Annotated in this window: 23 protein-coding genes; 11 read left to right on the top strand and 12 right to left on the bottom strand. The window is 39.9% G+C overall.

Going from position 1 to position 23906, the window contains the following annotated elements; genetic code table 11:
* Positions 1 to 30: 30 nt before the first annotated feature.
* From VOI46_RS12270 to VOI46_RS12255, 4 genes are read left to right on the top strand one after another with little or no spacing between them, the layout of a single operon-like run.
* Positions 31 to 1503 (top strand): N-6 DNA methylase, encoded by a 1473-nt coding sequence (locus VOI46_RS12270; RefSeq protein ID WP_324738051.1) that lies wholly within the window; start codon positions 31 to 33, stop codon positions 1501 to 1503.
* Positions 1503 to 3242, top strand: a complete 1740-nt coding sequence (locus VOI46_RS12265) for a restriction endonuclease subunit S (protein WP_324738050.1) — start codon at positions 1503 to 1505, stop codon at positions 3240 to 3242. Before VOI46_RS12270 ends, VOI46_RS12265 begins: the two co-directional genes overlap by 1 nt.
* Before the next feature lie 12 nt (positions 3243 to 3254).
* Positions 3255 to 3956 carry a DUF3800 domain-containing protein gene (locus VOI46_RS12260; RefSeq protein ID WP_324738049.1) on the top strand — a complete coding sequence of 234 codons (702 nt, stop codon included), beginning with the start codon at positions 3255 to 3257 and terminating at the stop codon, positions 3954 to 3956.
* A complete protein-coding gene (locus VOI46_RS12255; protein ID WP_324738048.1) occupies positions 3953 to 4441 on the top strand; it encodes a hypothetical protein in 489 nt (162 codons plus the stop codon). Before VOI46_RS12260 ends, VOI46_RS12255 begins: the two co-directional genes overlap by 4 nt.
* 212 nt (positions 4442 to 4653) lie before the next feature.
* Here the strand turns inward: VOI46_RS12255 and VOI46_RS12250 are convergent, their stop codons facing one another.
* The 4 genes from VOI46_RS12250 to VOI46_RS12235 all read right to left on the bottom strand — a co-directional run bounded on the left by VOI46_RS12250 (position 4654) and on the right by VOI46_RS12235 (position 7638).
* Positions 4654 to 5409, bottom strand: coding sequence for a hypothetical protein (locus VOI46_RS12250; protein ID WP_324738047.1), 756 nt, complete (start codon positions 5407 to 5409; stop codon positions 4654 to 4656).
* A gap of 215 nt (positions 5410 to 5624) precedes the next feature.
* Positions 5625 to 5906 (bottom strand): hypothetical protein, encoded by a 282-nt coding sequence (locus VOI46_RS12245; RefSeq protein ID WP_324738046.1) that lies wholly within the window; start codon positions 5904 to 5906, stop codon positions 5625 to 5627.
* Positions 5907 to 6278: 372 nt separating this feature from the next.
* Positions 6279 to 7097, bottom strand: a complete 819-nt coding sequence (locus tag VOI46_RS12240; protein WP_232423967.1) for a hypothetical protein — start codon at positions 7095 to 7097, stop codon at positions 6279 to 6281.
* Between the two features lie 196 nt (positions 7098 to 7293).
* Positions 7294 to 7638, bottom strand: coding sequence for a hypothetical protein (locus VOI46_RS12235; RefSeq protein ID WP_051063381.1), 345 nt, complete (start codon positions 7636 to 7638; stop codon positions 7294 to 7296).
* A 496-nt stretch (positions 7639 to 8134) separates the two neighbouring features.
* Here VOI46_RS12235 and VOI46_RS12230 point away from each other — a divergent pair.
* A protein-coding gene (locus VOI46_RS12230; protein ID WP_121637701.1) for an IS3 family transposase occupies positions 8135 to 9303 on the top strand; the annotation gives its coding sequence in 2 pieces (ribosomal slippage) (positions 8135 to 8405 and positions 8405 to 9303; 1170 coding nt in all).
* 66 nt (positions 9304 to 9369) lie between these two features.
* Here the strand turns inward: VOI46_RS12230 and VOI46_RS12225 are convergent.
* The 3 genes from VOI46_RS12225 to VOI46_RS12215 all read right to left on the bottom strand — a co-directional run bounded on the left by VOI46_RS12225 (position 9370) and on the right by VOI46_RS12215 (position 12880).
* Positions 9370 to 10302 (bottom strand): hypothetical protein, encoded by a 933-nt coding sequence (locus tag VOI46_RS12225; protein WP_004589656.1) that lies wholly within the window; start codon positions 10300 to 10302, stop codon positions 9370 to 9372.
* A 318-nt stretch (positions 10303 to 10620) separates the two neighbouring features.
* Entirely contained in the window at positions 10621 to 12069 is a 1449-nt protein-coding gene (locus VOI46_RS12220) for a dihydrolipoyl dehydrogenase (RefSeq protein WP_004589655.1), read from the bottom strand.
* A gap of 82 nt (positions 12070 to 12151) precedes the next feature.
* Positions 12152 to 12880 (bottom strand): glutathione peroxidase, encoded by a 729-nt coding sequence (locus VOI46_RS12215; RefSeq protein WP_004589654.1) that lies wholly within the window; start codon positions 12878 to 12880, stop codon positions 12152 to 12154.
* Between the two features lie 109 nt (positions 12881 to 12989).
* On the opposite strand from VOI46_RS12215, the gene VOI46_RS12210 reads away from it, so the two are divergent.
* On the top strand, positions 12990 to 13880 hold the full coding sequence (locus tag VOI46_RS12210; protein ID WP_171046488.1) for a LysR substrate-binding domain-containing protein: 891 nt from the start codon (positions 12990 to 12992) through the stop codon (positions 13878 to 13880).
* Here the strand turns inward: VOI46_RS12210 and VOI46_RS12205 are convergent.
* A complete protein-coding gene (locus VOI46_RS12205; RefSeq protein ID WP_004589652.1) occupies positions 13877 to 15070 on the bottom strand; it encodes a flagellar assembly protein FlgT in 1194 nt (397 codons plus the stop codon). The two genes, VOI46_RS12210 and VOI46_RS12205, sit on opposite strands and share 4 nt — an antisense overlap.
* A 129-nt stretch (positions 15071 to 15199) precedes the next feature.
* Between VOI46_RS12205 and VOI46_RS12200 the strand changes: the two genes are divergently transcribed.
* The 4 genes from VOI46_RS12200 to VOI46_RS12185 all read left to right on the top strand — a co-directional run bounded on the left by VOI46_RS12200 (position 15200) and on the right by VOI46_RS12185 (position 17740).
* Positions 15200 to 15655 carry an LPP20 family lipoprotein gene (locus tag VOI46_RS12200; protein WP_004589651.1) on the top strand — a complete coding sequence of 152 codons (456 nt, stop codon included), beginning with the start codon at positions 15200 to 15202 and terminating at the stop codon, positions 15653 to 15655.
* Between the two features lie 418 nt (positions 15656 to 16073).
* On the top strand, positions 16074 to 16247 hold the full coding sequence (locus tag VOI46_RS12195) for a hypothetical protein (protein WP_232424019.1): 174 nt from the start codon (positions 16074 to 16076) through the stop codon (positions 16245 to 16247).
* 6 nt (positions 16248 to 16253) lie between these two features.
* Entirely contained in the window at positions 16254 to 16724 is a 471-nt protein-coding gene (locus VOI46_RS12190; protein ID WP_324738263.1) for a transglutaminase-like cysteine peptidase, read from the top strand.
* Positions 16724 to 17740, top strand: coding sequence for a LapD/MoxY N-terminal periplasmic domain-containing protein (locus VOI46_RS12185; protein WP_004589649.1), 1017 nt, complete (start codon positions 16724 to 16726; stop codon positions 17738 to 17740). The genes VOI46_RS12190 and VOI46_RS12185 overlap by 1 nt, the downstream gene beginning before the upstream one ends.
* Here VOI46_RS12185 and VOI46_RS12180 read toward each other — a convergent pair.
* Positions 17737 to 18884 (bottom strand): IS3 family transposase gene (locus VOI46_RS12180; protein WP_324738045.1). Its coding sequence is split into 2 segments (ribosomal slippage): positions 17737 to 18647 and positions 18647 to 18884, totalling 1149 coding nucleotides; the frame shifts between segments, so codons are not numbered across the junction. The genes VOI46_RS12185 and VOI46_RS12180 overlap by 4 nt on opposite strands.
* Before the next feature lie 53 nt (positions 18885 to 18937).
* Between VOI46_RS12180 and VOI46_RS12175 the strand changes: the two genes are divergently transcribed.
* Complete coding sequence (locus VOI46_RS12175; RefSeq protein ID WP_004588009.1) at positions 18938 to 22120, top strand: Ig-like domain-containing protein; 3183 nt, start codon at positions 18938 to 18940, stop codon at positions 22118 to 22120.
* Positions 22121 to 22277: 157 nt separating this feature from the next.
* Here VOI46_RS12175 and VOI46_RS12170 read toward each other — a convergent pair whose 3' ends face one another.
* The 3 genes from VOI46_RS12170 to flgA form a co-directional block, all read right to left on the bottom strand.
* The gene (locus VOI46_RS12170) at positions 22278 to 22709 is read right to left on the bottom strand and encodes a flagellar protein FlgN (RefSeq protein ID WP_004588010.1); all 432 of its coding nucleotides are present in this window, start codon (positions 22707 to 22709) and stop codon (positions 22278 to 22280) included.
* The gene (flgM, locus tag VOI46_RS12165; protein ID WP_004588011.1) at positions 22702 to 23025 is read right to left on the bottom strand and encodes a flagellar biosynthesis anti-sigma factor FlgM; all 324 of its coding nucleotides are present in this window, start codon (positions 23023 to 23025) and stop codon (positions 22702 to 22704) included. The genes VOI46_RS12170 and flgM overlap by 8 nt, the downstream gene beginning before the upstream one ends.
* A 76-nt stretch (positions 23026 to 23101) precedes the next feature.
* Positions 23102 to 23809, bottom strand: coding sequence for a flagellar basal body P-ring formation chaperone FlgA (gene flgA, locus VOI46_RS12160; protein ID WP_039972266.1), 708 nt, complete (start codon positions 23807 to 23809; stop codon positions 23102 to 23104).
* Positions 23810 to 23906: the final 97 nt, after the last annotated feature.

Here is a 23906-nt window from a genome sequence, read left to right as displayed (position 1 = left end):
TTTATAAAAATAATCAAACAAGAGAATACTATGTCTATCAGTTCAGCTATTAAGTCTATTCAAGATATTATGCGTAAAGACGCCGGTGTCGATGGCGACGCGCAACGCCTTGGTCAAATGTCGTGGTTACTATTTTTAAAAGTATTCGACGCGCAAGAAGAAGAACTAGAGCTTGAATTAGACGATTACCGCGAGCCAATCCCTGAGCAATTTTTATGGCGCAATTGGGCAGCCGATAACGAAGGCATAACGGGCGATGAGCTGTTAGAGTTTGTAAACGACAAGCTATTCCCTGAGCTTAAAAACCTAACAGCACCCATAGATAAAAACCCGCGCGGCTATGTAGTCACCCAAGCATTTAGCGATGCCTTTAACTACATGAAAAACGGCACGCTACTACGCCAGGTAATTAATAAGCTAAACGAAATAGACTTTACCGACTCAAAAGAGCGCCACTTATTTGGCGACCTTTACGAGCAAATACTAAAAGACTTACAAAGCGCAGGCAACGCGGGCGAATTTTATACCCCGCGCGCCATCACTAAATTTATAGTGGCAGTAACCGACCCAAAACTAGGCGAGTCAATCATGGACCCGGCTTGTGGTACTGGTGGCTTTTTAGCGTGTGCGTTCGACCATGTAAAAGCAAACTATGTTAAATCGGGCGACGACCACCAAATACTTCAAAAGCAAATACACGGTGTAGAAAAAAAACAACTCCCGCATTTACTGTGTACTACCAACATGATGCTTCACGGCATTGAGGTACCGGTACAAGTTAAACACGGCAATACCCTAAATAAGCCGCTTTCAAGTTGGGATGATCAAGTCGATGTAATCATCACCAACCCCCCTTTTGGTGGCACTGAAGAAGACGGCATCGAAAAAAACTTCCCAAGCGATATGCAAACTCGCGAAACAGCCGACTTGTTCTTACAGCTCATTATAGAAGTACTTAATACCAAAGGCCGCGCCGCAGTCGTATTGCCCGATGGCACCTTGTTTGGTGAAGGCGTAAAAACCAAAATCAAAAAGCTATTGGTAGAGGAATGTAACTTACATACCATAATACGCTTACCCAATGGCGTGTTTAACCCGTACACCAGTATTAAAACTAATATTCTGTTTTTTACCAAAGGCACGCCAACAAAAGACGTGTGGTTTTACGAGCACCCATACCCAGCCGGTGTAAAAAATTACAACAAAACAAAACCAATGAAGTTTGAAGAGTTTAAAACTGAACTCGAATGGTGGGGCAACGAAGCAGACGGCTTTGCCAGCCGTACAGAGACCGAGCAAGCGTGGAAAGTATCAATCGACGATATTATTGCCCGTAATTACAACCTAGACATTAAAAACCCGCACGTAGGCGAGGTAATCAGCCACGACCCAGAAGAGCTATTAGCCGACTACTCAAAGCAGCAAGCTGATATACAAGCACTGCGTGACCAGCTTAAAGGTATATTATCAGCAGCCCTTTCAAAAGATACTGAGGGCAAGTAATGGCTGATACTAAAGCACCAAACACAAGCGCTGAGCAGCTAATAACCGAGCACCTTGATATTTGGACGACTGCCATTGAGCAAAAGTCGTCATCAGGTCGAGGCTCATCTAAAAAGTTTTCACTTCACGGTATTAAAAAACTGCGTGAACTTATTTTAGAGCTCGCAGTACGTGGCAAGTTAGTGCCACAAGATCCAAATGATGAACCAGCCTCAGTGTTGCTAGAGCGCATAGCCGCTGAAAAAGCGCAATTGGTTAAAGATAAAAAAATTAAAAAGCCTAAAGCAATCGACAACAAGTTTGTTCCTGATTATTTACTACCAGATAATTGGGAGTTTGCACAATTAGATCGGATAGCTGTATTTACAGGAGGTTTTGCTTTCAAAAGCTCCCAATATGTTGGTGACGGTACAAGAGTGATAAGAATTTCAGATTTTGATGAAAGGGGGCTAAAAAACGAAAATATTGTTCGATACGAATACGAGCCAAAACTTGAACCTTTTTTACTTGCCAAAAACGATTTGTTAATGGCGATGACTGGTGGAACAGTTGGTAAGTCTTTGTTACTAAAAGAAGTCTCAGAACCTTTATTAGTGAATCAGAGGGTAGCTGGTATTAGGCTTTTAAGTGAAGTTGAGCCCAGATATTTGAAGTACGTTTTGCAAACAAATTTAATACAAAGTGTAATTGAAGAAGCTAAAAACTCCACAAATGACAACATATCTATGGGTGATATACGTGGCTTTATAATACCGTTACCCCCAACGAGCCATCAACAGTTGTTGATTGATAAAATCGATGAGCTAATGGGCTTGTGTGATGCGCTTGAGGCGCAAACTGAAAATAGTATTGCGGCACATCAAACATTAGTTGAAGTGCTGTTAGAGGCCTTGCTGAAAGCACCAGAGCAAGGCGCAACACCGGAACAAACAGCTGAACAGTTCCAACAAAACTGGCAACGTTTAAGCGAGCACTTCGATACGCTATTCACCACCACCGCCAGCATCGACACGCTAAAGAGAACTATTATTGAATTATCTGTTGTAGGTAGTTTTTCTGATAGTACTCATTTTCAAACTAATAATTTAGAGTCTGAGCCTTTATCCAAGGCTTTATATGAGATAGAAGAATCTATTAGAAATAAAGAGGGTAAGCTAGAAAAAATAAAGCCTATTACCATTGTAAATCAATATAAGAAAGCTCCTACTAATTGGACGCAATGTTTACTTTGTGATGTTGTAATAAGCCTCGATCATAAACGAGTACCGGTGAAAAAGTCCGAAAGGACAAAAGGTAATATTCCTTATTATGGGGCTAATGGCCCAGTTGGTTTTATTGGCGAATACCTTTTCGATGAAGAGCTTGTTTTAGTTGTAGAGGATGAAACATTTATAGGAAGAGTTAAACCCTTTTCATATTTGATAAAGGGTGAATCTTGGGTAAATAATCATGTACATGTGTTAAAATGTACATCTGTGATTCTACCTAGCTTTTTAAATTTTCTTCTGTCGTATTATCCCTTTATTCCTCTAACATCGGGTACTACAGGTAGGAAGAAGCTTACGAAAAACACATTATTACAGATTCCTATTATTTTTCCTTCATTAGAGGAGCAACAACGCATCGTCGCTAAAGTCGATGAATTAATGGCCCTATGCGATCAACTAAAAGCCCGTTTAACCGACGCACAAACCACTAAACTTCACCTAACCGACGCCATAGTCGAGCAGGCGCTGTAAGTAGGGGATATTATGAGTCAAACATATAACGTTTATTGTGACGAGTCTTGTCACTTAGAAAATGACAAGCAAAAAGCGATGGTGCTGGGCGCAGTATGGTGTGCTAAAGATAAGCGACGAGAGGTTGCTGAGCGCATCCGTGAGATTAAACAAAAACACGGTTTATCAAAACAATTTGAGATTAAATGGACTAAGGTCAGCCCCAGCAAACTCGCTTTCTATTTAGATGTGATAGATTATTTTTTTGATGACGATGATCTACATTTTAGAGGCGTAGTTGCGCCAGATAAAAATATTTTAGAACACGGCAAGTTTGGTCAAAGCCATGATGACTGGTATTACAAAATGTACTTTGTGATGCTAAAAGCTATCTTCAAACCGCAATCAAAATACCGTGTTTATATTGATATTAAAGACACGCTTGGCGCTGAAAAAATAAGCACACTACATGATGTGCTTTGTAATAATGCTTACGATTACTCACGAAAAATGGTAGAGCGTATTCAACAAGTTCATTCAGATGAAGCAGAGCAGTTACAGCTAGCTGACTTATTAATTGGTGCTTTGTCTTACCTTCATAGGGGCTTAAGCGAAAGCACTGCTAAAAATGCCATTATTGAGCGTATCCGAAAACGTAGCGGATACGCGCTGTTAAAAAATACCTTACAAATGGAATCCAAGTTTAATTTATTAATATGGGAGCCTAGAGCATGACAGCTAATATACTCCCAGAGTGGTTGCCAGATCTCATTTTATTAGAAGACTTCCAAGGTGATTGGAATGCTTTTTTTGATTTTATATATGATTGCTTTGAAAAAGACTTTATTTTGAATAAACCAGTCTATAGAGGCAAGCGATTAGGGTTAAAAAGGCACCCAGAGTATGATGGTAAGTCAGCAACGTTTTGGCATATGATGAGCGAAGGCAGTAATGAAGCAGAAAGAACACCCGATATGCGTCGTTGTGAGCGTATCTGCTGGCCTAAGCCAATTATTGACAATAGTACAGACCCTTCACTCAAAGTATGGTCAGAAAAGCGCGGCAGTAGTCAGCGTATTCATATTTGGTTTGAGCCTGAGGGTTATTTAGTAGTGCTAGATGACAGAAAAGATTTTATTTTACCCTGGACTGCTTTTTATATTGAATATGAGCACCAACGTAAGAAGTACAATAAGCGTTGGGAAAGGAATAAAAGCTGAACTGAGAAGGGGGAAAGCTAGTCTCGCCTTCCGAAGAAGGCGGAACCGTAACTCCTTCTACACTTATACGTAAACGTTGGTAGATGAGATAGCAAGATCATACGGTCGGATCAGGTATTAATCAAGGTTAATTACAAAATAATTAGTAAAATACTGCTAATTATTTTGACAGGTGCGGTCAAGTGCGCGTTATATAAAGCAAGATGTGTAACTTACCTTAGAGGAATATGCGGTTTATATTTTTCATACAGGTAATCAATATCAGAAAGCTGCTGCTCATTCTCATCTAAATTTGTTTTTAATTCACCAAGTAGCGCGAAGTAGTCTTGGCTGCTCCAAGCTTCATACTCATACATTACAGGATTCCCTTCACTTTCTAAAAACTTAGAACTTAATGAAATAAACGTAGCATGTTGATGTTTGATTAAAGAATTTAAATTGGCAGACGACTTGTTAACTATTTTATAATTATATAATCGCGTTATTTTTGATATTAAAATGACTTCATCTACGAAGTCTTTAATATCAATAGAAGTAGTACCAAATATCATATCATTGCCATTTAGCTTATAAGGGGTTTTATACAAATCTCCGTTGTAATTACAGATAGAGCATCTCACTTGGTGATAGAGTGTTTCTAATAACTCTTCACGCGGATATTCATTATTTTCACTAAATTTAGTAATTAAAGTATGAAGAACTGACACGCATCGAGTAATAGCTAAACTTATACAAAACTTGTTCGCACCAAAGTGAATTTCCCAGCCTCGACTACCTCGCTCTATATTTCTCGAATGCCTAGGTGCTCTAACCCAACCACTTTTAGGGTGATTCCACCAAACAGATTCTTGGATAAAATTTTGAGCTACCTCCAATGAGACAAAAGCATTATCAGAGAGTCTGTCTAAATTTTTCTTACACTGTTCTAACTGTTCTTGAAAAGATAGTCTGTTGTCATAAATATTCATAGCCTTCCTTTGCCTTAAATTTTTAATTATTTTTACCATATAGTTATAACTAAAACTAAGTAAATTTTATATATTACCGGTTCAAATAAAATATGCTTATTACGCAACGAGGTAACGTTAAGGTCTAAGTCATTATTAATAGATATTATCCAAGTGAAGCTTTGACGATAAAATAGGCCGCATACCCCTCAGTAAACTTAAAGATTAAATAATATTTATTTTTTAGGTTGCATGTGAGGGTTGAGTATTTGCAAGTAATAGCTCTTTGATTTTTTTAAATTGTTGAGCTCATCTTTTTTGTAAAATCCATAGGCATAAACAGCTGCGATTGTAATTGCCGCAACCCAAGAGGTTAGAAGCTCATCTCTCAAAGCAGAAAATAAAACCCCAAGCCCGATCCATAAAATAATGAAAAGTTCGTTTTTATCTTTCTCTATTTTCTCGATTGAAGAGGTTATATTAAGAATGGTTCTCGCCGTATCCATTTTATCGTCCATGATAGTAACTCTTTGAATGATTGGTTTTTAAATTTGGTTTTTAAATATAGGTTTATTTATATTTAAATTCAATTTTTGATTTGAGTTATATAACGAAGGTTTTTTTATACCTACGCAGAGAAAATGTTTTTGTTACACTGTAAGTTACACTAGCTCCTTTTTATTTTTATTATTTATATATTAATCAGTAAGTTAAATGGTTGACGTGGTGGTTGCAGGGGCTACCAACCAAAAACCTAATGCAATATTAGTAACTCTTTTGTGCCTGCGTAGGTCGGATAAGCGAAGCGCCATCCGACACAGTAAAATACCTTACCAATTATTATCAATACTTTGTGTTGCCGAGTGGCTAGGTAGTGCCAATAACAGCCATTAGTTAGTTTGATAGTAAAAACTGCTATCAGAAACTTTTTGAACAATATCGAATTCCAAACCTATATGGCTATAATCACCAGAAGTTGGAATAGTTGAATTATGGTTAATTACGATTCCCCAATGGTTATCGCTTATACCTCCAAAGATTATGTTGAGACTCTCTTCGTTTACTCTCGTGATTGCAGCAACATTATACTTAGCCATCACCTCTCTCAGAGCCTTAGTAACTTCAGATAATGCCAACATTTTGGGAGCTTCTTCAGGCTTGGATAGCCTATAGTCACCTGACGGGATAAATCCTGCTTGTTTGGATGGGTAGTAGGTAATAAGCTGCGTTGGACTATAAAACGTGTTATTTATGCGAAAAACATGTGGTGCCGTTTGCTGGACAATATAAAGATTTGTATTTTGTCTCAACATTTCAACTTCACTCTTAGAATCCACTAAAAACTGCTTTATCAGCTCAATTCGTTCTTTTTTACATTTTTGCTCCTTGCATATTGAGATGCTTGGCAAATTAGAAAGTTGCTTCTTATTAATATTCAGGAACCTACTTCCTAATACCCCAAAATTAAAATTTGCAAAGGCTTGCTTGTCATTATTGACGAAATTCGTTGGGCGAACATCCAACAGACTAAATGGAAAGAATGAAGGAAGGTATGCTAGCTGTTTATCCGTTTGGGGAAGCATCTTGTCCGCATGTTTAAGCAGCTCTCTGTACTCGCTATCAATGTCTTCGTTGAAATAGGATGGCATATTTCCATAAGCAGACGTCGCAATGATTAAACTGCAACACAATAAAAAAGTTCTCATCATTTGTTATTTCAAATCCCTATAAAATAAAGAGTCATTATAATGGTATAGCATAATATTATTTAAGAATGAAGATTAGCTCAATGTCCGTAATTCGCTCTTTGTCGAAGTTCGGCTCAGTGCCACTTCCGGACGTTCGTAACGACTCGTTAAAAGCCAACTGTTTTTGTCCTTTTAAACGACTTCTTAGCAGTTGACTCTACCTAGGTTCGCCTGACTTTATTAACGTGTACCGCTCATCTGTCCATGAGAACTCCGATAGAGCAAGAAAAACGGCATTGTACTTTTTTAATTTTTTAACAGATTCTAATGAAAAACAGCCTCCAACAACTATTAAAGTATCTTGGCTCGGCTCTCCAAACTTTTTTAATGCTTTTTCTGTAAGGTTACTTTTTATCACATCTTTTCTATTATGTGGAAAAGTAATCAAAGTACATTTTTCAGAAAACTGAGGTTCACAAGCTGCCGCTAAGCTCTTGTACTCAGTTGGTACACGATCTTTAATAATATGTGCTTCAATGCTTCTAATTATGCGAAATTTCATATCGACTGCTAACGCCCGCATAAACTGCGGAACATGTTGGACGCTTTTTTGCGTCATTTTCTTTTAAGCAAAAAATCGGACAATGTAGGGCGTCAGATTTAATGCGCTTGTTAAACTTATAATCGGGTTTGATCATCTTTCGCTGTTAGCTTCTCAGAATGCTTGATGATTTCTGTGGGAAGTCCAGTGGTGCAGTACAAAAGCCTAACAAACAGAAATCCACATACTTTGCCTAATTTGACAGTAACGTATTAGACCATCAGATCTAACACGTTTCTGTCTAACAACGAGTTTACCCGATCGTCCGCTTATAGCTCAAAGCCGCCCTTAAAAAACCAAAGATGCCAATAACTACTAAGTTGAAGTGTTAGTAAAACAGTAATTTTAATAACTACACATAAAAAAGCGAGTAAATATAAATCTACTCGCTTTATAATTTCGACAGCTTACTGATCTGACTCCATAAAAGTAGACACCTATTTAGGAGTCAGTTCTCATGAAAGTAAAAGCGTTTCGTAAACATACAGAGGAATTTAAAAGAAAAGTGGTGCAGGAGTCATTAGACTCACACGGTACCGTTAAAATGACCGCTAATAAATACGGTATTCATCCCGATATGCTGTCAAGTTGGAGAAGTAAAATGACCTCAAGAAAAGAGCCTAAGCCACTTAAAAACCATGGTCCAGAAAAGTCATATAAAGACCTTGAACGTCAAGTTCGTAACCTTGAAAAGCAGCTTGAGGACGTACAGTTGGAGAACGACGTACTAAAAAAGGCGAGGGCCTACTTCGACAGTCTAAAAGAATAAGGTTTCAATATATTCATAAGACCACGACGGTGAAGAAAACAGTAAGCAAGTTATGTAAGTTATTATCTGTTTCTAAGGCTGGGTATTACAAATGGTTGAAACAGTCGTCGAATCCAGTTGAAAGAAAAAATGATTTTTTACTTCAGTTTTTAATAAAAAGAAGTAATGAAGAGCACTGCATACCTGGTTACAGAAAATTGTGGCAAGCCGCCATAGCCGACGGATATGATTGCAGTAAAGGCCGAGTGCAGCGTTTATTACAAAGCGTAGGTTATCGCTCTAAATCAGGTAAGCGTCGCTACACCAGTGGTAATAAAAAGCAGGGTTTTATAACGACAGAGAATCTACTTGCTCGTCAATTTGATGTTGAAGAGCCTAATAGTGTATGGGTATCGGATATAACTCAGGTGCGCTGTAAAGAAGGCTGGCAGTACTTATGTGTCATTTTAGATTTATACTCACGCAAAGTTGTGGGCTGGGCAACAAGTCGAATTAATAATGCGGTTTTAGTGATTAAAACACTAAAGAAGGCTTGGAATGTGCGCAAGCCGAACGGGCAACGTTTACTGTTTCATTCAGATCAAGGGAGCCAGTATCGAGCTAAAGAGACTATATCGTGGTTGAACAAGCGAGGTGTAACGATTAGCATGTCGAGAAAGGGGAACTGCTGGGATAATGCCTGTTCAGAAAGTTTTTTTGCTCAGTACAAAAAAGAATGGATGAGTAATCTAAATGAACTGAGTCGTAGCGAAATGACAATACAAAGTCGTTTTTATATTGAGAATTACTACAACTCAGTGCGAATGCATGGGACGATTGGAAATGTTAGCCCCATACAATATGAATCAATGAATTAAAACCCCGTGTCTACTTTATCGGGGTCAGATCAGACAGCTTACAGCTTACAGCTTACAGCTGACAGCTCAAGCATCACTCGTAATCGTATCTATCAGCTCACCAAGCACTGCTTCGGCTTTACTGGTTTCTACTTGGCAGGTGCCGGCGTTTAAGTGGCCGCCACCGCCGTATTTAAGACATAACTCGCCCACATTGGTGTTTGAGCTGCGGTTAGTGATTGATTTACCAATGGCAAATACTACGTTTTGTTTTTTAAGGCCCCACATTTTGTGAATTGATATATTGCAGTCTGGGTACATGGCGTAAATTACAAAACGGTTGGTGGCGTAAATGGTTTCTTCTTGAGTTAAATCTAGCACCACGAGGTTTTTATGCACGGTTGCGCATTGTGCTATTTGCTCTTTGGCCTTTTCGTTATGCTCGTTATAAAGCGCAACACGTTCGGCTACGTCTTCCATTTTTAAAATATCTTCAATGCTTTGATCTTTACAGGCATCAATTAGCTTCATCATTAATTGGTAGTTTGAAATTTTAAACTCGCGGAAGCGGCCAAGGCCTGTGCGTGCATCCATGATAAAGTTCATTAATACCCAGTCTGTTGGGTTGAGTATTTCGTCTTCTGAGAACTGCGCTGCATCGCCTTTATCTACGGCTTCCATCATGTCTGTGCTGATGTTTGGAAATTTTTCTGCGCCGCCATAATAATCATAAACAACGCGTGCAGCAGAAGGGGCTTTAGGGTCAATTACGTGGTTTTTAATATCGCTTGCGTTACGTACGGTTTCGCTTAAGTGATGGTCAAATGCAATGTGACAGCCAGCAACGTAGGGTAGGTTAGTGGTAATGTCGTTTGCAGTTATGTCTATTTTGCCATCTTGCATGTCTTTTGGGTGTACAAATAAAATGTCATCAATTAGGTCTAAGTCTTTGAGCAGTACGGCACATACTAAGCCGTCGAAATCGCTGCGGGTGACTAGTCTAAATTTATTATTGGGCATAGCTTTTCCATCTTGTTGTGATTGAGTGATCAAATAAGTGTAACAGCTAAAATAATTTTTGAGAGGTTATAGCGATCGAATTAAAAATTTAGTCATTCTAACGTGCTAAATAAAGCGTAAACGGCGTTATAAATTTTTAAGTAGAACAAATGCCTATCGAAAATTATGCCTGTGTTATTACTCTGTTTATCTGTTGCTATCAATACCTCATAATTTAATACAATGGGTATTAGCGTTAAAAAAGCGCATAAAAAAGCCAAAACAACTGTTTTGGCTTTTTGTTAGCAAGTATGTATTTGTTTTATTGCTGTATAAAAGTTAAGCGCCTGGTCCGCATTCCATACAGCTGTTAATAATATCTGGGCCAAATTTAAGTCTGGCATTTAAATCGCGTAGGGCAGTGCGTAAACCTTCTTCAATTACTGGGTGGTAAAATGGCATATCCAGCATTTCTGGTACGGTCATTTTGTTTTGCACAGCCCATGCTAATAAATGAGCAAGGTGTTCGGCTTGTGGGCCAATAAATTCTGCACCTAAAAATAAGCCTGTGCCTTGCTCTGCGTAAACGCGCATGTGGCCTTTATTTTTAAGCATTACTCGGCTGCGGCCTTGGTTTTCAAAGCTCACTTCGCCTACTTCAAAGCAACCACATTCACCTAGGCGGTCTGTAATTTGTTTGTAGCTGTCGCCTACCATTGCTATTTGTGGGTCACTAAACACTGCGGCAATTTTAGCGCGGCGAAGGCCAATGCGTACATCGGGGAAGCGCCCAGCATTTTGTCCGGCAATGGTGCCTTGATCAGATGCTTCGTGTAGCAGAGGGATCATATTGCTGGCATCGCCCGCTATAAATATATTTGGGTTACCACATTGCATTGTGTGCGGGTCGGCGTGTGGCACACCGCGCTCATCAAGCTCTATGCCGGTATTTTCTAAACCTAGCTTGTCTACGTTGGGTACTCGGCCTGTGGCTGCAAGTACGTAGTCAAATTGCTCGGTGTGTTTAGCACCGTCTTTATCGGTGTAAGTAAGCTGGGCTTTATCGCCAACTTGCATCATGTCAGATACGTTTGAGTCGGTATCTACAAAAAATTCTTCAGCAAAAACAGTGTTTGCATAGTCTTTAATTACTGGGTCGGTAAGTGGGCCAATTGCGCCGCCAACACCAAATAATTTTACGTTTACGCCTAAGCGGCTAAGTGCTTGGCCAATTTCTAGGCCTATTACGCCTGGGCCAAATACAGCCACTGACTCTGGTAGGTCGTCCCAGTTAAATACATCGTCGTTTATAATAAGTTTGTCGCCAAAGTTATTAAACACGCCTGGGTATGATGGGCGCGAACCGGTGGCAATTACAAAACGTTTAGCAGTTATAATAATATCATCGTCAATTTGTACGCGGTTGGCGTCTAAAAACTTGGCGTAGCCACGAATTTTATCTTCATCAGGAATGTCGTCTACGGCTTCTACTACGAATCCTGCAAAGCGGTCTCGTTCGCTTTTAACACGTGCCATAACTGCTTTGCCGTCTATTCGTGGCTTTGAGCTATGTACACCAAATGCAGGTGCCATTTCAATTGAATGCGCGGCTTCGGCTGCGGCAATAAGTAATTTACTTGGCATACAACCAACGCGTGCACAGGTAGTACCGTATGGGCCTGATTCAATCATTAAAACGTTAGGGGTGAATTGTTTTGCGTTACGGTATGCGCTTAAGCCTGCAGTACCTGCACCTATAACAACAACATCGGTTTGTAATTCTTTCATAGTGGTATCCTTTATTATTTTCAATCTGAGCGATGAGATTGATATAGAGGGGCGCGTACGCCCCTGCTATTTTTTTACTTAATTAAGCAAAGTATTTTTCTAAATCGTCTGAGCCGCCAATGTGTTGTCCACCAATAAATATTTGTGGAACAGTGTCACGGCCAGAAATTGCTTTAAGGCTTGTTAATGTAGCGCCTGCACCCATAACAACTTCTTCAAATGCGTAGCCTTTTTCTGTTAGTAGCTCTTTTGCTTTTTTACAGAAAGGGCAACCAGGCTTAGAAAATACGGTTACTGGCTCTGGCTTAGTTTGTTTAGGGTTGATGTAGTCAAGCATTGTGTCTGCATCAGAAACTTCAAACGGGTCGCCTGGTAAATCTGGTTCAATGAACATTTTGTCGATAACGCCATCTTTAACTAGCATAGAGTATCTCCAGCTGCGCTTACCAAAGCCTAAATCGTTTTTATCTACTAACATGCCCATGCCGTCAGTGAATTCGCCGTTGCCATCAGGTAATAATGTAATGTTTTGCGCTTCTTGATGCTCTGCCCATGCGTTCATTACAAATGTATCGTTTACTGATACACATACAATTTCATCAACGCCATTTTGCTTAAGTACACCGGCTAACTCGTTGTAGCGTGGTAAGTGAGTTGATGAACAGGTTGGTGTAAATGCGCCCGGTAGTGAAAACACAACAACGGTTCTGCCTGTAAAAATTTCGTCTGTGGTTACTGATTTCCATTCGTCGTTTTGACGTGTTGCAAATGTAACGCTTGGGATTGTTTGACCTTCAATATTCTTTAACATAGTTTGTTCCTCTTGATTTGTTGGAGCCATTATGGCGAGAATTTAAATATAGTTCCAATCGTTTGTTTGTATTAAACTAATAGGTATAGCCTATCAGGTGGAGATGAATTTGAACTTAAAAGATTTAGAGTATGTAAAAGCAATAGCGCACCACAAGCATTTTCGCAAAGCGGCCGATGCCTGTTTTGTTAGCCAGCCTACACTAAGTGGGCAAGTAAAAAAGCTTGAGCAAGAGCTTAATGTTGTTTTATTTGACCGCTCAACTAAGCAAGTTACATTAACAGCGCAAGGTGAACGTTTGTTGACACAAATAAACGTTATTTTAGAGCAAACAGAAATCTTAAAAGAGCTGGCGGCTACTTCAAACGGGCCGCTACAAGGTAAGCTAAGAATTGGTATTATTCCTACTATTGCGCCGTACTTACTCAGCGCTTTACTGACCTCTATGAAAGCGGCCTTTAGCGAGAGCCACTTTTCGTTTATAGAAATGCAAACAGCGACTATGCTAGAGGCGCTTGATAACGGCGAGCTCGACTTTGCAGTTTTGGCCGATGTTCCCGAGCTTAAAAACTACCATACGGTTAATGTGTACAAAGAAGACTTTATGGTTGCTGTTTCAACCGATAACCCGTTATCTAATCGTAAAAAAGTAGCGCTAAGCGATTTACAAAGTTGTAGCCTATTAATGTTAAGTGATGGCCATTGCTTTAAAGATCAAGCCCAAAAGTTTTGTTTTGCTGCGGGAGTGGATGTGTCAAACCAATATCAGGGCAATAGTTTAGAGACTTTATTGGCGCTGGTGGCGATAGATGACGGGGTGACATTTGTGCCCAAGCTTGCGTGTACACAGCGTGTAGGGATTAATTATTTAGCTATTTTTCCTAATCAGCAACGTAATGTGGTATTTGCTTGCAGAAAACACTACCCGCGTTTGGCGGGCGTTGAGCAATTAGCCCAGTGGTTGGCAGAGCACCCAAATTTAAAGCGGGCGCTTATTTAGCGTTCTTGGCTTGCAACTTCTACCACATCGTTTATTTGTACCCCAGGCAAAGGCTTGTCGTTAAGGCTTACAGCAATGGCGCTTTGTTTATAAAGTTGCTCAACCACAATGGTGTTAAGCGTGGTGATGGTATGCGGCATAGTATTGCCTTGTGCATCGGTTAAGTAGTTATGGTGCGCAATGCTTAATAGTTGGCCTTTTTTAAGGCCATGATCTTTGCCTAGGTTTATCACCAATTTATTGTTTTCCATGTGCATTATTTTTCCTTTAGTAGGAAAACACGCCATAGCCGCTTGTATATCGTAACTGACCGTTTGATTTATATCGCTAATACTTTGCCCAAAAGGTGATTGCCAAAACCTATCACTATTTACATCAACTATGGCTGTTTTTTCAAATGGCCATACAGCTTGGGTATGATAGCTGTTTTGCCATAATTGTTCGTACGTGGTGCCATCTAACAACATAAACTCAATAGCGTAGCTGCGCTGGTAGGTTTCGTCTTGCCAAAAGGCGTAGTCGTTGTTGAGTTTATCGCTTGGCGCTAAATTGGTTATTTGGCTTAATAAAACATATTGCGCGTTGCTTCTGGCTGAAAGCTCTTCTAGTTGTGCATTTGAGTAGTCGTGCTGCTGATTAAAGTAATTGTCTACATTAATTGCTTTATTGTAGTAAGCAACGGGCAGGGCGCTCATTTTTGTGCTTTGCAAAGCGCTAAATAACTTTTTACTAATGGTTTTATTTACGTCAAATATTTGACCCATTAAGGCATGTTCACGATGAACAAGCTGGCTTTGGGTTACAGCAACAAATTTATTAAAGCTACTTTGTGGGCATTGCTCTGTTTGGGCAAATACATCAAGCCTAAGCGTAATGGCAAATTGTTGATTTTGGCGTTGCTCGCTCACCAGCTCTATTTTTTGTATTTCGCCGTGGCTACTAATTTTTAGCTGATCTTGCGTTAGCACGCCATCTACCAAGGTTTGTACCGAGCTAACCCGGGCGCCAGAAAACACTAATGCTTGTGTAATTGCATCTTTAATCGCGGCCGATTTAGCACTGCTTATGTCGCCATTTTGTATTTGTGCATGGCCGGTAGATTCAAACCATTGTGCGTAAGTACTGGCAGAAAACGTTAATAATGCAGCGCTAGTAACACCTGCAAATAGTGATGATAAAAACGTGTTCATACTGGTACTCCACATAAAATTAGTTAATTACGCTTTAGCTAAGCAAGGACTGCACCAATATGAGGACTTTATAACAAATGGCATTAAACCTGCATTTATTTGCGCAATTACTTTAAAGGGTGCAAATAAATGCGTGCAATTATATTACTTACTTTAGCAGGCCTTGGCCTTGCCGGTTGCAGCAACGTGTTTGATAAACATGTTGAGTACAAATATGTAGAGCCAAATAATTATCCCATACTTAAAGCGGTTGGTTATGCACCTATTAGCTTGCAGCAAGGGGCTAATAAATCACAAAAGCAATTAATGGCAATTAAGGCCTCTAAGCTTGAGGCGTACCGTGAACTGACTGAGCAAGTTTATGGGCAAAAAATTACAGCGGGCACGTCTGTAGCAGGTGCTATCGCTCAAAACGATTACATGGAAAGTAAAGTGCAGGGCATAATTAAAGGTGCGCAAATTATTAAAACTTACTCAGTTGACGATGTATACGTTACCGAGCTTGAGCTAAACATGAAGCGCGTGCACGACTTATACATAGGTGAAATTAAGCCGCGTGAAGTTAAAAAAGTGACCTACTACTAAGTAACTGGCCAGTACTTTAAATAGTAAAGCTATATTAAGCTGCTATTTTGGCAGCTGGTTTTAGTGTTAAACGCGTCGAATATATTCGTACAGCAATACATAACTTTGCTATTTACGGGAGCGTTTTTCTGTAAATCTAGGGTTTGATAAATCAGCTTTAAATACAACGATGATTCAATATGTTAGTTAATGTATTAAGCAATGTTGAAATGGCCGAGTTAAAATTTAAATCTAGTAAAAAAACACATACAAAATATCTCATCCTTTTATATTGAGTGCTATGCTGTTGTTACGAATAATATTTGAACAAGTAGTGTAGCGTTTGGTATATGTTTTTAATTTTTCTTTTTTTGGGCTGTGAATGACACTTAGACCCACTCTTTCCTCAAATAAGCTATTTTTTTGGTGCAAAAGCAATTTGCGCTATTTACTGCTATTTTTTTTACTTTCAAGCGGCGTGTTTGCGAGCCGTTTAACTATTCAATTTAATACCTTTATAGAATTAATGGGGCAAAAATATGGCCCTGCGCGAGTCACTGTAGCGCGTAATTGGCAAACTATGCTGGTGCGCACCCAAAATAAACCAGAATAACAACAAATTTTAATTGTCAACGACTTTTTTGCACGCAATCTTCGATACCAAACCGATATACAGCTTTGGAAGCAAAACGACTATTGGGCTACGCCATTAGAAACCCTTGGCCGTGGTTTAGGTGATTGTGAAGATTATGCCATTGCTAAATACATTAGTTTACGCGCCTTAGGCGTAAGCGACGACAAGCTTAGGCTTATATATGTAAAAGCTAAGCTTGCTGGTACAAACAAAACACAAGCACACATGGTATTAGGCTACTTTGCTACGCCTAATGCTCAGCCGCTTATTTTAGATAGTTTAATAACAAAAGTGTTACCTGCAGCAAAACGCGTTGATTTAAGCCCGGTATTTAGTTTTAACAGCCAAGGTTTATGGGCAAATAACTCGACTAAAAGTGTAGCCAGCCCGACAGCAAGGCTATCGCGTTGGCGTAAAATTTTGGAGCAGACATCACAAGAAGGGATTATGTGGTAATGGCGTCATTTTCCTTATTTAAGTTTTTCAAAAAAAGAAAAATCACTCTTAGGCAAGAGCTGTGGATCACCTTGCTGGTGGTGATTTTTGTTGGCTTTATAAGTAGCGTGTTAATAAGTACTAACTCTGCTAGAAACTATTTTTCTACGCAGCTGTATTTAAAAAATGTTGATAATGCCAGCTCTTTAGCGCTGATGATTAGTCAGCTTGAAAAAGACCCTGTAGAGCTTGAGCTGTTAGTGTCGGCCACTTTTGATACCGGTCACTACAAACGCATAGAACTGCAAGACCCAAATGGTGAGGTTATTGTAAAGCGCGTATTTACCGACACGTTAGAAAATACCGCACCAGCTTGGTTTAGAGCGGTATATGGGCTTAATGTACAGCCAGGTGTAGGGCAGGTTAACAACGGTTGGCAGCAATTTGGCACTTTATTTGTTGAAAGCCACAGCCAATATGCTGAGCAAGCATTGTGGGAAAGCGCCCTTAAACTGTTTTTTAGCTTTTTAGTGGTGGCCTTTTTTGCCTGTGCCATAAGTGCGTATTTATTACGTAGAATTTTAACGCCACTTGATGATGTGGTGTACCAAGCAAACGCCTTTGGCGATAAGCGTTTTATTAAATCAAAAGTGCCAAAAACCTTTGAGTTTGCTCGCCTTGTGCAGTCGATGAATTTATTATCGACACGGTTTAGTCGCATTATAAAAGAAGATAATAAACGCTTAGAGGAGTTGCGTTTTAAAGCCCAGCACGATGAGCTAACAGGGCTTGCCAATCGAGAGTATTTTAGTGCCACATTAGAGGCTCATTTACAAAAAGTGAAAGATCATGCCCATGGTGCTTTGTTTTTATTTAGGGTGGTTAATTTAGATAAAATAAGTGAATCGATTAGCCGTGTAGAAATGGTTAACTTTTTACGCCGTTTTTCTCAGGTGTTAACACAGTTTTTAGAGTCGAACCAGGCGCACTTTTCAGAAAACTATATTGCGCGTATTGGACTTCCCAGCTTTTACTAGACAGTTTCTAACTCAGAAAAATACGCTTCCTCAAACTTAGCAGGTGAAACACCGCCTGTATGCGAGTGACGTTTTTTCGGATTGTAAAACATTTCTATAAAATTAAATATCTCTGCTTTCGCATCTTCCCTTGTCGAATATATCTTACGCTTAACTATTCGCTTTTTAATCGTCGCAAAAAAGCTTTCAGCAACTGCATTATCGTGACAATTCCCAGCTCGACTCATTGAGGGTACAAGGTTATGTTCTTTCATAAAGGCTAAGTAATCAGCGCTACCATACTGGCTTCCTTGATCACTATGTACCATTACGTCAGCTTTGGGTTGGCGCTGATAAACTGCCATGAGCAATGCTTTAATTACTAAGTGCTTGTCCATGTTTTTATCCATCGACCAGCCTACGATGCGCCTAGAGAATAAATCCATGACAGTTGCTACATACAAGAATCCTTCATAGGTTCTCACATAAGTAATATCACTTACCCAAGTTTGATTCGGCGCAGGAGGATTAAACTGACGAGCTAGCAAGTTATCTGCAATGCGCGATGTTTTACCGCCTTTAATATGGCGACGTTTATACCCTATTTGCGCTTTGAGTTTATGTTGGCGCATGATCTTAGCTACGCGATTAACACTACATTTTTCACCAGCTTCACGTAAATCTGCGTGTATCCAAGGACTACCGTAAGTGCCACCACTGGCAACGTAAAACTCTCTAATAAGCTTAAGCAAACGATTATCTTCGATTGCTCTGTCACTCAATGGCTTCTTTAACCACGCATAAAAGCCACTGCGGTGTAGCTTAAAGAGTTTACACATCGCAGCAATAGAAAACTCATTTTGATGCTCACGAATAAAAGCGTACTTTACTCGGGGTTGCTGGCAAAGTACCTTGCGGCCTTTTTTAGAATGTCGCGTTCCTCCGTGACACGTTTTAGCTCGGCCTCAAGTTTGGCGATCCTTAGTTGTTCATCTGATGATTTGGTTTGTTTGGGTTTCTCTGATAACTGGCTTCGCCAGTGATATAACGTTTTGGTACAAATATCTAATCGTTCTGATACTTCAGCAACTGAATAACCACGTTCAGTTATTTGTTTAACTGCTTCTATTTTAAATTCTTGGGTATACCGTTTGCCTTTGCTCATAAAACACCTCTAATTAGAAGTTACAATGTAACTCATTGGGTGTCTAGCAAACTATGGGAAGTCCAATTGTGCCTTCGTTCGTATTAGGACAGCTAGTATCTTTATCTGGTACTTCCGATTTAGGTGAAGGTAAAACAGTTACCGTTAATTTAGAATTAGCAGGTGATTTGGCTAACTTAACTTACGATGTAACCACCGATGCCAATGGTGATTGGGAGTTATTAGGCCTAGCGGTTAATATTATTGGCCTATCAATTGTTGAAGCCTCTGCAACTGATGAAGCGGGTAACACCACCACTATTACGACGGCAGATGTAGATGCTTCAACGCCGTTACTTAATGCGGTGGTTGACTTTGTAGCTGGCGAGGGTTTACCAGTAATTAGCGGTACGACCGACCAAGCCCCAGGCACCGAAGTGCTAGTTAGAGTGGTAGATAGCGATAACATAGCACAAGATTTGCTTGCCATAGTGCAGGCAGATAATTCATGGACTGTACAGGTTCCTCAATCACTTGCTGAGGGCGTGTTTACTGTAACTGTAAATGTATTAAGTGAAGTCGGGATCACAGCTACACAGCTGCTAAGCAGTGTAGTAGATACCATCTCGCCAACGCTTAATTTGCAAGTGATTGGTACAACGTCAGATTCTACTCCAATTATTCAAGGAACCAGTGATTTAATTAATGGAGTGGTAGAGATTCAGCTGGACGGAGGCTCAGTACTAACAACAACAGTGAATGCAGCAGGGCTATTTTCACTGGAGGTTGATGCGCTGACTGAAGGGCAGCATGTTGCCAACGTGAGTATCACTGATGATGCCGGAAATGTAGTAACACAAACGCTCGAGTTTGTTGTTGATACGTTAGTGCCTGTGGTAGATATTTTACCGTTGAGCATCAGCAATACTGACATTTTAACTATTTCTGGTACTTCTGAAGAAGCTCAAGGCACAGACATTGATGTAACTGTGATAGATAGTAACGGCAACGCAACAGTATTTGATGCCCTTGTTGGTAGCGACGGCACGTGGTCATTAGTAACCACTAGCCTACCTGATGGTATATATAGTGTATTCGCAAGTATTACTGATGCTGCGGGTAATCTAGGCCAGTCTGCTACTGAGCAAGTGACGATTGATACCATACCGCCATCGTTAGAAATAGACGCCTTTGGTGTACTTAATACATTAACGCCTACTATTACTGGCACCAGTGACGAAGAAACCGGTAGCTTAATCACGGTTAATATTACCGACTCTGCTAACACACTTTATGAAGTTACTACAACAGTATTAGGAGATGGCACGTGGCTTGTTGTTGCACCTTTACTTGCTGAGGGCGATTTAACCGTCGAGGCTATTAGTATTGATGATGCAGGAAATATAGCAACAGTGACACAAACGGGCACCGTTAGCACCACTTTACCGGGCCTATTAATTAACCCAATAATAGATACAAGCGATACAACTCCTACGATTAGTGGTACTACCGATGTAATAAACGGTAATGTAGAAGTTGTTATTACAGATAGCAGTGGTAATGCAACAACCTACAATACTCAAGCTATTTCTGGTGTATGGACATTAATACCCACCACACCATTAGCTGAAGGCGCGTTTACGGGTGATGCGACAGTCGAAAACTTAGGGCTTACTAGTTCTACAAGCCTAGGTGGTATTGTTGATTTAACACCGCCAACAATTGAGGTTGACCAGTTATCCGTTACTAATAATCCGCTACCAACCATTACAGGTATAAGTGATGCACCAGCAGGTACAACACTGAGCGTGGTTATTACTGATGCTAATAACGGTTCACAAACACTTACTGCCCAAGTTGCAGGCAATGGCACATGGTCAGTAACAGCGACTACTCCATTAAGTGAAGGTAGCTTTAGTGCAACAGCATCAATAAGTGATACTGCGGGTAACTCCTCTAGCGATACAATGGTGTCAAGCACAGACTACACTGCACCAACTGTAGTCATAGATCCAATTGTTGTAGGTCAAGATACTACGCCTACTGTTACAGGGTCAGTAACTGGAAGCTTTGAAGGCGCGTTAGTAATCGTTATGTTTACTGATTCAGCGGGTGCCACTCACAATGTTCAAACAACAGTTGGACCTGATGGAAGTTGGAGTGTGACCTCTGCAGAAGTACTTCCTGAGGGTAATTACAGCGTAGATGTAAGCATTGCTGATAGCGCAGGTAATACAGGTACACAATCAACAAGTAGCGCAATTGACTCAGGTATTACAATTGACTCGGGGTTAGAACTAACAGCAGATCAAAACCCACTTGTTACGGGGACTGCGGGCGCTGGTGAAACTATATTAGTCACCTTTAGCGGTGCAACAGAAGTCACTAAACAGGTAACTGCTAACGGATCAGGTGTATGGAGTGCCTCACCGGATACGGGGTTAGCTGATTGGGCTTATACTGTATCAGCGGTAGCAACTGATGCATCAGGCAATACAATCTCAAGCGGTAGCCTCTCTGGATTGATTATAGATACCACGCCAATAGGTTTTGTGGTTACTGATTTTAGTTCAGGAGTATTAGGAATTTTATTTCCATCAGTTGAAGGGACAACAGAGCCAGATACTGAAGTATACATTATTGGCTCTTCGTTATTGGGCGTTGACTTACTCGGTCTAGATTTAGATGTATTAGAACTATCAAGTAGCTTTACTTCAGATAATAATGGAGATTGGGGAGGGGTATTAAACTTAGCCAACCTAAACATTGGTGGAGGGGAGCAATACTATTTTGTTACTGTTGATGAGGCAGGAAACTACTTAATCAAAAATACGGATAATGTGATAGAGGAGTCCGGAAATATGTATACCTCACAATCTAGCTCAGGTGCTGGCGACACTATGCCGGCGTCATTTAGCGAAGAGTCAGCATTGGGTGATACGCAAAATGAAGGTCTGTTGAGCACCGAAACCACCAACTTAGCAAACGCAGGGGCCATGGCAAGTTCATCAGAGCAAGTTGTACAAGTGAGTGAAACAGAGCCACTTAATATAAACGATGTAATTATTGACTCTGAAACCGAGCAACTCGTTGCTCTTAATACTTTGATTGACGATGAAGGCTCTGCAATTGCTTATAGCCCTGCACAAAGTGGCGGAAGTACCGATGAAGCTGCGCCAGCAGTTGATGTTCAAAATCAATCAGAGGAAATGATTAAACACTTAATTGAAAATGGTAATAACCAAACAGATATTTAAATCAGTAACCCACTTCAGTTAAATAACTGAAGTGGGTTTCTAAAACTCACTTAATCAAAAGTGTGGTTATTATTTTGTGCTAAGTAGTAAACCTAAAAAAGCCCTTATTGAGACTTCAATAAGGGCTTTTTTAATAAATTAGGATAGATAAAAGCAGTTAAGCTTTTAGGTTACGAACTAACTTGTTATCTGTATTTACTACGCTACCGCCTTGGTCGTAAGTCATACTAGTTGGGGCGCCAATTAAAATATCTTTTAATTGTTTTACACTTAAGTGTGCTTGGCGGGCAGCATGTGAGTTTACTTTATTTTGTTTTTGGCACTGCGCTAACTGCGCTTTAACTTGCGCTACTCGTTCAGTCACGTCAGGGGCATTTTCATCATTTGCAGCAAAAAGTTTATTCAACTCTTTATCGAGCTGCGTAAGCTTAGTTAAAAAAGACATTTTTTGTTGGGCAAGTTCTTTTAAACCTTCACCTCTGCGAGAGGCAATAATACTAAGCTCTTCGTTTAATAACGCATATAATGAATCCAAGCATTTAACTTGTTCATTTAATTTAACGCTAATTAAACTATTGTGATCAGCCATATACGTTAAACTCAAAATCAGCTAAGTTTTTAGTCAGCTTTTCAGCATCAATTTGGTATTTACCTTCGGTAATCGCTTTTTTAAGCTCAGCGACCTTTTCACTATCAAAGCCAGATGATTGCTGTGCTTTATCTTGCAGTGTTTTTAACTGCTGTGCTTGCGGCGTCAGGCTCACTGAATCGCTCGCCGCTTTAGGCGAAGGAGTCTGTGTTGTTTGTGTACTTGCAGCGTTATCTTTTTTAATATCAACTTGTTGCTGTTTTGCGTTTGTAAGCGCATTAGCTTGTTGATTACTGCCATTAACTTGATTAACCATAATAATAAACCTGTATATTACCCAACTTATGCCAAGTTATCGGCATATACATAGGATACTTTAGTATAAATCGAAATTAAATATTTACTTGCACAGACTCTACACCATCTACGCGTGCATTCAAAATTTTACCGGATTTTTTATTCTTGATCTGTACTTGCTCACCAAGGGTGCCATCTTCAAGTGCTATCCCCGTGGTTTTTATTCTAAGTCCTTTAATACTCGCATAAATATTAACAGCGTCGCCTTTGCAAACCATACAAATTTGGTTAAGCAAAACCGGCATACCGCTTCTTATATTTCGCTTACTGCGGCTGCCAATAAGCATTAAAGGGTCATCTAAATATTGTACCCTAACAAACTGCGAAGGCTTCATTTGTACGCTTAAATGAGACTTAGTAATAACTTCACCACGGGCTAGATTTGCCGTGGCAACCACAACGGGCGCCATTTTAACTATTCTTACATGGACATATTGAGTCCAGCTTTGCGCATCGTTACATTTTATTTGTACAGTCACCTGGCGGGTAAATGGCGGCTCATTTGGCACGACTAATTCTGGCTCGTTTTCGCATACTCTATCAGGAATGCGGCTATCGAGGGCAAGCGCGGTAATCTCCACATTTTTTTCAAGTGGCACGGTAACTTGCTCTGCAATATGAGAAATTGCTATTTCTTGTAATAAATCTTTACTAAACACTTTTGCATGCAAAGGTGTTGCTAAGCAGAGGCTAGCAAGAAAATAAAAAACACTGTATCTTCTGACTTTTTTTAACAAACTCATAATGTTTCGACTATGCTTATGGTTTCAAACAGGGTATAAATATTTTGCGTCAAAAAGTAGACGCTCCCGCGATGTTATGTAGCTTTATAAACAGAAA

It is taken from the genome of Pseudoalteromonas sp. CuT4-3, assembly GCF_035666335.1.
GTDB lineage: Bacteria > Pseudomonadota > Gammaproteobacteria > Enterobacterales > Alteromonadaceae > Pseudoalteromonas > Pseudoalteromonas atlantica.
Note: the sequence above shows the minus strand (reverse complement) of the source record. Positions and strands in the feature narration are given on the sequence as shown.

Bases quoted from the DNA above. Each gene is read 5' to 3' on its own strand.
- VOI46_RS12270 (WP_324738051.1), top strand. From the start codon at position 31: ATGTCTATCAGTTCAGCTATTAAGTCTATTCAAGATATTATGCGTAAA.
- VOI46_RS12265 (WP_324738050.1), top strand. From the start codon at position 1,503: ATGGCTGATACTAAAGCACCAAACACAAGCGCTGAGCAGCTAATAACC.
- VOI46_RS12260 (WP_324738049.1), top strand. From the start codon at position 3,255: ATGAGTCAAACATATAACGTTTATTGTGACGAGTCTTGTCACTTAGAA.
- VOI46_RS12255 (WP_324738048.1), top strand. From the start codon at position 3,953: ATGACAGCTAATATACTCCCAGAGTGGTTGCCAGATCTCATTTTATTA.
- VOI46_RS12250 (WP_324738047.1), bottom strand. From the start codon at position 5,409: ATGAATATTTATGACAACAGACTATCTTTTCAAGAACAGTTAGAACAG.
- VOI46_RS12245 (WP_324738046.1), bottom strand. From the start codon at position 5,906: ATGGACGATAAAATGGATACGGCGAGAACCATTCTTAATATAACCTCT.
- VOI46_RS12240 (WP_232423967.1), bottom strand. From the start codon at position 7,097: ATGATGAGAACTTTTTTATTGTGTTGCAGTTTAATCATTGCGACGTCT.
- VOI46_RS12235 (WP_051063381.1), bottom strand. From the start codon at position 7,638: ATGAAATTTCGCATAATTAGAAGCATTGAAGCACATATTATTAAAGAT.
- VOI46_RS12225 (WP_004589656.1), bottom strand. From the start codon at position 10,302: ATGCCCAATAATAAATTTAGACTAGTCACCCGCAGCGATTTCGACGGC.
- VOI46_RS12220 (WP_004589655.1), bottom strand. From the start codon at position 12,069: ATGAAAGAATTACAAACCGATGTTGTTGTTATAGGTGCAGGTACTGCA.
- VOI46_RS12215 (WP_004589654.1), bottom strand. From the start codon at position 12,880: ATGTTAAAGAATATTGAAGGTCAAACAATCCCAAGCGTTACATTTGCA.
- VOI46_RS12205 (WP_004589652.1), bottom strand. From the start codon at position 15,070: ATGAACACGTTTTTATCATCACTATTTGCAGGTGTTACTAGCGCTGCA.
- VOI46_RS12200 (WP_004589651.1), top strand. From the start codon at position 15,200: ATGCGTGCAATTATATTACTTACTTTAGCAGGCCTTGGCCTTGCCGGT.
- VOI46_RS12185 (WP_004589649.1), top strand. From the start codon at position 16,724: ATGGCGTCATTTTCCTTATTTAAGTTTTTCAAAAAAAGAAAAATCACT.
- VOI46_RS12175 (WP_004588009.1), top strand. From the start codon at position 18,938: ATGGGAAGTCCAATTGTGCCTTCGTTCGTATTAGGACAGCTAGTATCT.
- VOI46_RS12170 (WP_004588010.1), bottom strand. From the start codon at position 22,709: ATGGCTGATCACAATAGTTTAATTAGCGTTAAATTAAATGAACAAGTT.
- flgM (WP_004588011.1), bottom strand. From the start codon at position 23,025: ATGGTTAATCAAGTTAATGGCAGTAATCAACAAGCTAATGCGCTTACA.
- flgA (WP_039972266.1), bottom strand. From the start codon at position 23,809: ATGAGTTTGTTAAAAAAAGTCAGAAGATACAGTGTTTTTTATTTTCTT.